This window comes from Labilibaculum sp., from assembly GCF_041595635.1.
Lineage (GTDB): Bacteria > Bacteroidota > Bacteroidia > Bacteroidales > Marinifilaceae > Labilibaculum.
Genome location: NZ_JBFHJW010000046.1, coordinates 25091 through 33496, shown reverse-complemented (window position 1 = coordinate 33496; position 8406 = coordinate 25091). Strand labels below are relative to the sequence as shown.

Here is an 8406-nt window from a genome sequence, read left to right as displayed (position 1 = left end):
AAGGCTCCTAATAATCCTGCAAGAACAGGATCCATTCCTAAGGACATTACCAAAACGACCATAAAAACACCCAAAGCTGCTGGAAACAATTGATTTGCCAAGTGTCCAGACCCAAAGGCCAATTTCTGCCCAAAGGGAACTACATCTTCGAGTGCTGTTTTATAATGTGTCATATATTTAGAGATTATGAGGTTCTAGAATAAAAAATTTATTGCATTACTTTTTTGGGTTTACGATCAACCATGAACAAACCCCAATGTTTTTCAGCTCCCAATGGATTTGCAGTCTCTCCCTTCCAGTCCTCATCAAAAGCCTCAAAAAAGAAGGTTGTGATATTCATATCTGCAGACCATTTCATCATATCATTATAATACTGAGCTTGCTTTTCTTCGCTGGCACGATCGCCAAACTCCGATGCTACTGTGGCCCAACCTGCTTCGCTAATAACAATTTTACTATCGGGTAAAGCATTTCTTACTTTCTGAACATTCTCTATGGTGTAAGACATTGCCTCATTGATGTCTTTTCCTTCCCAAACCGGGTAAACATGAATGGAAACAAAATCGACTGCCTTTGCTAATTCTTCACCATGAGCAGCCCACCATTCGTAATTATCGGCAACTGTAACAGGTTGTTCAATTGAAGATTGAACTTTCTTTACGTAGGAAATAATCGAATCGGTATCAACCTTATGATCGTTCCATTCTACCAAAGCTTCGTTGCCAACATTTACAGCAACAACAATGCTGGCATATTCTTTTGCCAGTTGAATTCCTTTTTCAATTTCCTTTTGGTTTGCAATTTTATTTTGATCCAAAATATCCTGAGCGATTGGCTCGGTAAGCCAGGAACAGGTTTCGTGTGCACTCAATTCAGCTTTCAGCCAAATTCCTAACATCACTTTCATATCAATATTGTTCTCCTGAATAATTCGAAGAACAGACTCTGAATTTTCACCCGAATCGTACAAACGAATCAGATTAAACAAAGAATCCTTCGACATGATTTGAAGATCTTCCAGGATCTCCTCATCGCTTGGATTTACGGCTCCTTGTCCCCTGTCGGGATGCTGACCAGATCGAAAACCAGAATAGCTGATTGCTCTTGCTGTTCCATCCAGAAGATCTTCTGGTTTTTGTTTAATTTCCATATTTGAAGATTCTGTTGTTTCTTTTTGCGATTTTTTACTTTCTGTATTGCAAGAAAATAAAAAGATAGACACCAGCATGGTAATCATCACAGTCTTATATTTATTCATCATTACCAGATTTTTAATTGATTTAAAATTGTATCTATTAGCTTTTAGGATCTCTCGGAATAGATCGTTTTCATCAGTTTTTTCGGTTTTCGGTCTACCGTAAACAATCCCCAATGTTTCTCAGGTTCTAATGGTTCTTGTGAACCTTTCCATGGTTCATCAAAAGCCTCAAAAACAAAAGTGAGTATCTCTTCCTCGTCCGTCCAATTCATCAGATCGTTATAGTAAATTTCTTGAAAAACTTCACTAACATTTTCTGGAGGAATTCCTCTACCATTAGAGTTGGTAGCCCATCCTGCTTCGGTAATCACAACTGGTTTATGAGGATATTTATCCGCAATCCCATAATAATTTTGTTTGGTATATTCCAGTGCTTCATGAATATTCTTGTACTCCCAAACCGGGTAGGTATGAATGGAAATAAAATCGACAGCTTCCACCAATTCATCCAGTTGGTTCAACCAAGGCACATAATTTTCACAAAATGTAACCGATTGTTTGGCACCCTCTTTAATCATCTTCACATAGTCCACGACTCTGTCTAAGGGTACAAAATGATCGGTCCAATGAACCAAAGCCTCGTTCCCTGCCGAAAGAGAAAAGATGATATCCGGATTCTCGTTGGCCAGCCGAATCAGTTTTTGAATCTGACGGAGATTTCTCTCCTTATTTGCCTTCAATTGCTCCTCGGAATACGAACTACCCCAGGGACAACCGAAATTATTCATTTCTGCACCGATGTAGGCTCCCAACATTAATTTAAAATCCAATTTTTCGTTTCGGATTACCTCTAAAACCAAATCAGTTTGCTTGTCGCAATCGTACAAACGAAGGTATTTCCAGTTTTCGTGAAGAATCAGCAAATCCTCTTTTACCTGTTCGTAAGTTGGAAATATGCCGGTATCCGGACTCTGCCCCTCTCTAAAACCAGAGTAGCAAATGGCTCTCCCTGCTTCTATATTCAATATTTTATTTCTACCCATCCTTGCACATTATTTTGATGTTTGCGGCTCCAATGCAGGCTTGGTAAACTTTAATTTTTCATCCTTATCCCAAATTCCCCAGTAAGCTCCCACATCTCCTTCGTCGGAAGTTTTCCAGCCTTCATCGAATGATGAGAAATAAAATATCTCGATATCCTCCTCCTTGGCCCAAGCCTGCGTATTGATGAAGTACTTCATGGCATTCTCCTGAGAAGGCTCAGCACCATAGAAACTTTCCCCTACATTGGGCCATCCTGTTTCGGTGATAATCACTTTTTTTCCCTTTCCGGCACGATAGGCTCTGTTGTACATGTCCTTCATGTACAAATAGGAATGTTCCAAACTACAACCTTCCCAAAAAGGGTAGCAGTTGGCTAAAATCACATCGCAAGCCTCCGTAATTTTCGGACGATTCCCAAACTCGTAATAAGCATCAACATATCCAACAGGAATTCCCGGAAGCGCCTCTTTCACCTTGTAGATATAGGCCAGCAAATCCTCCTCGCTTAAATCCTCACGATACAGCACCTCATTTCCTACTGCCACAATATCGGCATGACCAGCTTTAGCCACTTCAATTACAGCTTCTATCTCTTCGTCGTTAATACTCTTGTATTTCCCCAACCAGGCACCAACCAATGTTTTCATGCCATACTCTTTCGCTATTTTGGGAATTAATTCATTTCCTTCGGTACAGGAAAATGATCTTACCCATTGGGTATGAGGTTTGATGATTTCAATTCTTCTTCGAATCTGCTCTTCTGTAATCTGAACACCAGGCTCCTGACCATCCAAATAAGGACTGAAACACAATCCATGCATTCCACTGTCAAGAATTTTAGAATATAAGGCCAACAAATCGTCCTCCGACTTATTGGAAAAATCGATCCCGGCAAGGGACATTAGGTATTCGCTTCTAACAGACATTATATTTGCTTATTTAGGGTTTGAGTTAGGGTGTAAGCTGTACAAACACAGATTGAGGAGTGCTTGTACAGCTTAGGTTTATTTAATTTATATGCTAATTAAAACTTCTATTCTTTCTACTTCGCCGCTTCGATTGAAAATGGCAGCACTGCTTTTTTGATCAATTAAATGACCTGAGACTACTTTTGTTTCCCCATGTTTCATAACAAGATTAAGCTCATTTTTGTCTCCAGACTTATAAATTACAGGAACTTTACAGAAAGTAAATCCAACTTGACCATTTCCTAAATTAATTTGCTTTTTAACACCATTAATATCGTAGTAAACGAATGACTCATTATGAACTAATACATCCTGATGATTCATTAGGTTGGTATTGAAAAAGATTTCACCATTGGAAACCTGTACACCTAACTCTCTCATTCGCGTAATAAAATCTTCTTTCACCTGACCAGTCATTCCTGGTTGTTTGGCACCGGCTCCTCCTGGAGTATGGGAATAAGCATCGGTAGGAAAAGCACCATATAATTTAGGCGATTTGTACAATCCGATTCCTGCTTTTATTTCGTAGTAATGGTCTTTTAACTTGCCCAACAGCACGGCATCGGCTCCTTCGCTGATAGCCTGAAAATAAGATTCCTGTACCCCTAATAATAGTTTAGAAACCATGTGCCAGTAGATACTTCCCAATCCTTCGTATCCGTAGAAGGTACCCGACCGACCTGTAAAAGACTGGTGATCGAACATCTCTTCGTAGATAGCCAGAACCTTTTCTTTTTCAGCTTTCAGCAAATCGGAATAATCACTTGAATTTAAATTCTCAAGAGCATTTTCCAGAACATCTGCATTTCTAAAAGCACCATTAAAATGATAGCCTCCTTCCTGGTCAGCACTCAAAATAGAAGCATCCTTATTAGCCAATAAGTGACTCAATAATTTTGATTCTTTCACCTGAGAAGCAGGAATATTATTCTTGTCTTTGAACAAAGGCAACTGTCGGTTTGGATACAATAAATAACTATACTGATCCTCACGGAACAAAGCACTCGCTTTTAAAGAATCCAAAACACTCAAACTCTCTTTTGAATCTAAGTAACCGGAACTTAACACCGCTACCTGACCTTCGAGCATTTCGTACAGGTAACGAACCGAAACGCTTTTGTCGGCAAATGAAATTAGATTGTAAGCATGATATAATCCATCCTGGCGTTTGTTTGCCACAATGGATTGATCCATATAAGCCAATGCCAATTTTGTGAACTGAACCAGCTCACTTACTTTCACTGGTTTTTTCGATCCTGAAAAGGAATTCTTGTAAATACTATTGCGATAATCGCTTCCGGCCTGACCTAAAACATCTGCAAAATGGCGTCTGTTTTCATCGGAGAATCCACTTGCCAGTAAGCTCTCGTTTTCGGTGAAAACCTGGAATATTTTCTCCATCATAATTTTCACTTCCTCAGAAACCTGCATTTCCGTAGCGGATATACTTTCAAATTTATCAGCCCAAAAAGCAAGGAATCGTCGCAAGTAGTAAAGCGTCACCATAGACACTCCATTTCCTACCAAAGCGTTATTGGCATCGTTCCATTCCGGACGCTGAGTGTTCAACCAGATTCCTGCTTCAGGAATAAAATTGCTCAGCTTACTTAGCATGGTCACCAAAATTTTCTCGCAAAGGTTCACCTGATACAATTGATTGTCTTTGCCTTGAATCATTCTTGCATCGGCACCCATCTTGTCCACCAAAGCTTTAATCTCATCGTTCAAAGCAAAATCGAAAGTGATGGTATCTTTCGGATTTTTTACAATATCCTCGTAAGATTTAATTCGGTAAGGAACATTCGCGTAAACAAAAGATTCTTTTGTGAGCATTTCGTCTAATTTTCCAGGATGAAATTCGTTCGATAGCTCAAGTAACTTCTGAAGGTATATGATCTGATGATCGCCCCAATAGCCAATGTATGCCCATGGATCTTCAGGATCCGGACATTCCCAGTCGATTCCTTCGCGAGTAATTCGGTAAGGGTTGTATCCATCAGCAGTTGATGCATTTACAAACTTGCTGATCATTCCTTCGATAAATTCAGGGTAAGAAAGCCCCAAAGCTTCCCAATTTTGAAAAATATCACGCCAGTTTCCCTGATAATTTAATTTTGGACTTCCATCCTCATTTTTGGTTTCGATGGAGAATTGGTTCCAGGGACGACTGGGATCGCCATGGCGACGGCTAAATGTAAGAGGAAGATACTCGTAACAAATTCTTATGATGCCAGCATTTCCAGTATTCTCAGCCGATTGATTTAAATCAATATAAGATATTTCAGCAGGCAATTGATCGATCCACGCTTCGAATTCTTTGGCCAGCAATTTATTAGTTTGCTGAACAAACAATTTAAAATCAGCCGTATCGATACTATAATTATTGGTGAAAATTCCACCACGCATTACATTAAATAAGGTGTTAGAAAAATGACGAGCTGAACACAAATCATCGTTTCCTACCTGCAAACCATCGGCAGCGGCAACAATTTTAATTAAGTTGTCGGTTCCTAATTGAATGTCTTTATCAATGAGTTCCACAAGGTTTTTTTCTTCTTGTAAAAAGGCATTCAAATTTGCTACATCAACACTTGTTTGATTAATTTCTGCCACAAACATCCATTCTTTGGCTTCTTTCGATTGCAATTCAACTTCTGCATTTATAAAGTAAGCACCACGATTTGCACGAACATCTAGCTCTTTAGTTAGGCTTTCTCCTTTTTTAAAGTTTTCGATTTGCTGTGCCGATAAAAGAATTTTTGCTTTTTTATTGAAACCGTGCGACCAAACGGTAGTTGCATTTAACGATTCACTTGGTTCCGCTCTATCCACAGGAATGGAACTTAACATGAACAAACCTAAACCGCTTTCGTCTAGTAATTCACTCTTTTTATATGCATCCAATAAATTAGAATACTCGCTTTGGAAAGCATAATCTACTCCGCAAGGAAGCAAGTTTTGAATTCCATCGACAATTTCCATTTGAACGGCATTGTTGCTTAAGTTCGATAGACTTGATTTTTTAACAAAACCAAATTTCTCGCTATTGCTCCAACTATATTGAAAGCTCACTTTTAAATCATGATTGATTTCTTCGAAAATGATTTTATTGCCATAAATACTCTTAAATAGATTTCTTTCAATCTTATAGATATCGTTCAAATTTTTCGAGAATGGCTCCCATAAGAAAGTTTTGTCACTTTTTTGCACAAGAACAATGGTTTTATTACCAGTAATTCCGTTGTAATCGTGAATTTTATCAACTGTATAATATGGAAATAAAGCATTATTCCTATCCTTACGTCCTGCTGAGAGTGAACCATTACTAGACAAAAACATCCAATGGTCAGAGTCGCTAACAATACTCATAAAGAAGTCTGCCATTTGATCAGAATTGCTGATCTTGTAAAACTTTTCATTATGTAGTTCCACGAATTTCCCCTCAACTTCAGCCCCGCTGCAATTCAAATTTGTGTCTCCCAAATAAATGCTATTCTTCTTCATTTTAATTAAAAATATATTCTACTTCAATTACTTTCACTTGTACTATTTATAACTTCTATTAGAGTATCCGAATCAATAATTATTCCTCATTCGGTTGTATTTCTCTATTCTTTCACTAAAATAACTTCCAATTCCTCCAATGATTTTCCTTTTGTTTCAGGCAAAAGGAAAAAGACGAATATAAGGCCGAAAAGCCCAAATAACCCGTAAAGGAGAAATGTTGTTGCATTCCCAAAATTCATCTGTTCCCAAGGGAAAACAAGCTGAACCAAAAAGCTAATTCCTGAATTTACCAAGCCTACAAAAGAAATGGCTACTCCACGAATTCGATTCGGAAACAACTCAGAAAATAGTACCCACATAACAGGGCCTATTGAAATGGCAAATGAAGCTACAAAGCCTAAAATACCAACCAAAACCAACCATGGGTTAATACTGATGGCTTTGGATATAAATTCGGTTTGATGTTCTTTAAACACCTGAGCACTCACACTATTTTTTAGTGCTTCGTTAAATTCTAAATCGCTCTGAAATGTCACATTCTTCATAGAGGATAGATCCTCTGCTCCAACTATGGAAACACATTCCTGAATATTTTTTTCTGTTAATTGATAGGTAGCTTGACCAAATCCTGTTGAAAGTATAAACATAGAAATGGCTATTCCTGCCAATCCAAATATCAAAAGAGGTTTTCTTCCCACCCGATCGACAAACCAAATTGCAAAAAGTGTAAATACAAGATTAATAAGCCCCACCAAAATTGCCTGAGAGAAAGAAGCATCGGTGCCAATTCCTGTTTGTTCAAAAATCATAGGAGCATAAAAGAAAACAGAATTAATTCCTGTTATTTGTTGAGTTACCGCGATTACGATACCAATTAGCATCACCAATTTCATAGAGGGTTTAAATAACTCTCGAAAAGATACTCTTTCTTTTTTGGGCGACGATTGAATGCTTTTACAAATTGAATCAAGCTGTATTTTTGCTTCTTCTTCGCCTAATGATTTCTGCATCACATGCAGGGCTTCCTCATTCAATCCATTCATGGCTAACCAACGTGGACTACGAGGTACAAAAAACAAAGAGAAGAAATAAATAATGGCAGGAAGAGCTTCCAAGCCAAGCATCCAGCGCCAATTGTAATTATTAAATTGTAGATAAGTTGCCCAGTTAGCATCGGATTTACCCCACTGCAAAATCAAGTAATTGGTAAAAAAAGCAACCGATATTCCCAATACAATATTCAATTGGTTAAAGGAAACCATTGTTCCTCTATGCTTTGAAGGTGCAATTTCGGCAATGTAAACAGGAGCAATAATCAGCGAAGCACCAACACCAAAACCACCTAACATTCGCGCCAATACCAACAGTGTAAAACTGGGTGCCAATGCCGAACCTAGGGCAGATATAAAATATAAAATAGCTGCATATTTCAGAACTGATCTTCGTCCGAACTTATCGCTAAGCGGACCTGCCATCAACATGGCTAATGTAGCTGTTAGCGTTAAACAACTAACCGACCAACCTAATTGTATCTTCGTTAAATCGAACTGAGGTTCGATAAATTTTACCACCCCTGAAATAACAGACGCATCGAAACCCATTAGAAAGCCACCCAATGCGACTATGAGCGATACGTAAACGGTGTATTTTATATTCATATTATTCCCCTATTATTTTAAAATTTCTATC

General features: G+C 38.3%; 5 protein-coding genes. All 5 read right to left on the bottom strand.

Annotated features, from left to right (window positions below):
- Positions 1–208 precede the first annotated feature (208 nt).
- The 5 genes from ABYT26_RS12830 to ABYT26_RS12810 all read right to left on the bottom strand — a co-directional run bounded on the left by ABYT26_RS12830 (position 209) and on the right by ABYT26_RS12810 (position 8375).
- Complete coding sequence (locus ABYT26_RS12830) at positions 209–1261, bottom strand: glycosyl hydrolase family 17 protein (protein WP_372754507.1); 1053 nt, start codon at positions 1259–1261, stop codon at positions 209–211.
- A gap of 41 nt (positions 1262–1302) precedes the next feature.
- On the bottom strand, positions 1303–2241 hold the full coding sequence (locus tag ABYT26_RS12825) for a hypothetical protein (protein ID WP_372754505.1): 939 nt from the start codon (positions 2239–2241) through the stop codon (positions 1303–1305).
- A 9-nt stretch (positions 2242–2250) separates the two neighbouring features.
- A complete protein-coding gene (locus tag ABYT26_RS12820) occupies positions 2251–3168 on the bottom strand; it encodes a glycosyl hydrolase family 17 protein (protein WP_372754503.1) in 918 nt (305 codons plus the stop codon).
- 87 nt (positions 3169–3255) lie between these two features.
- Positions 3256–6714 (bottom strand): hypothetical protein, encoded by a 3459-nt coding sequence (locus ABYT26_RS12815; protein WP_372754501.1) that lies wholly within the window; start codon positions 6712–6714, stop codon positions 3256–3258.
- 104 nt (positions 6715–6818) lie between these two features.
- The gene (locus ABYT26_RS12810) at positions 6819–8375 is read right to left on the bottom strand and encodes a sugar porter family MFS transporter (RefSeq protein WP_372754499.1); all 1557 of its coding nucleotides are present in this window, start codon (positions 8373–8375) and stop codon (positions 6819–6821) included.
- Positions 8376–8406: the final 31 nt, after the last annotated feature.

What these genes read in the sequence shown, in the direction of transcription:
- ABYT26_RS12830 (WP_372754507.1), bottom strand. Translation starts at nt 1,261, where the DNA reads ATGATGAATAAATATAAGACTGTGATGATTACCATGCTGGTGTCTATC.
- ABYT26_RS12825 (WP_372754505.1), bottom strand. Translation starts at nt 2,241, where the DNA reads ATGGGTAGAAATAAAATATTGAATATAGAAGCAGGGAGAGCCATTTGC.
- ABYT26_RS12820 (WP_372754503.1), bottom strand. Translation starts at nt 3,168, where the DNA reads ATGTCTGTTAGAAGCGAATACCTAATGTCCCTTGCCGGGATCGATTTT.
- ABYT26_RS12815 (WP_372754501.1), bottom strand. Translation starts at nt 6,714, where the DNA reads ATGAAGAAGAATAGCATTTATTTGGGAGACACAAATTTGAATTGCAGC.
- ABYT26_RS12810 (WP_372754499.1), bottom strand. Translation starts at nt 8,375, where the DNA reads ATGAATATAAAATACACCGTTTACGTATCGCTCATAGTCGCATTGGGT.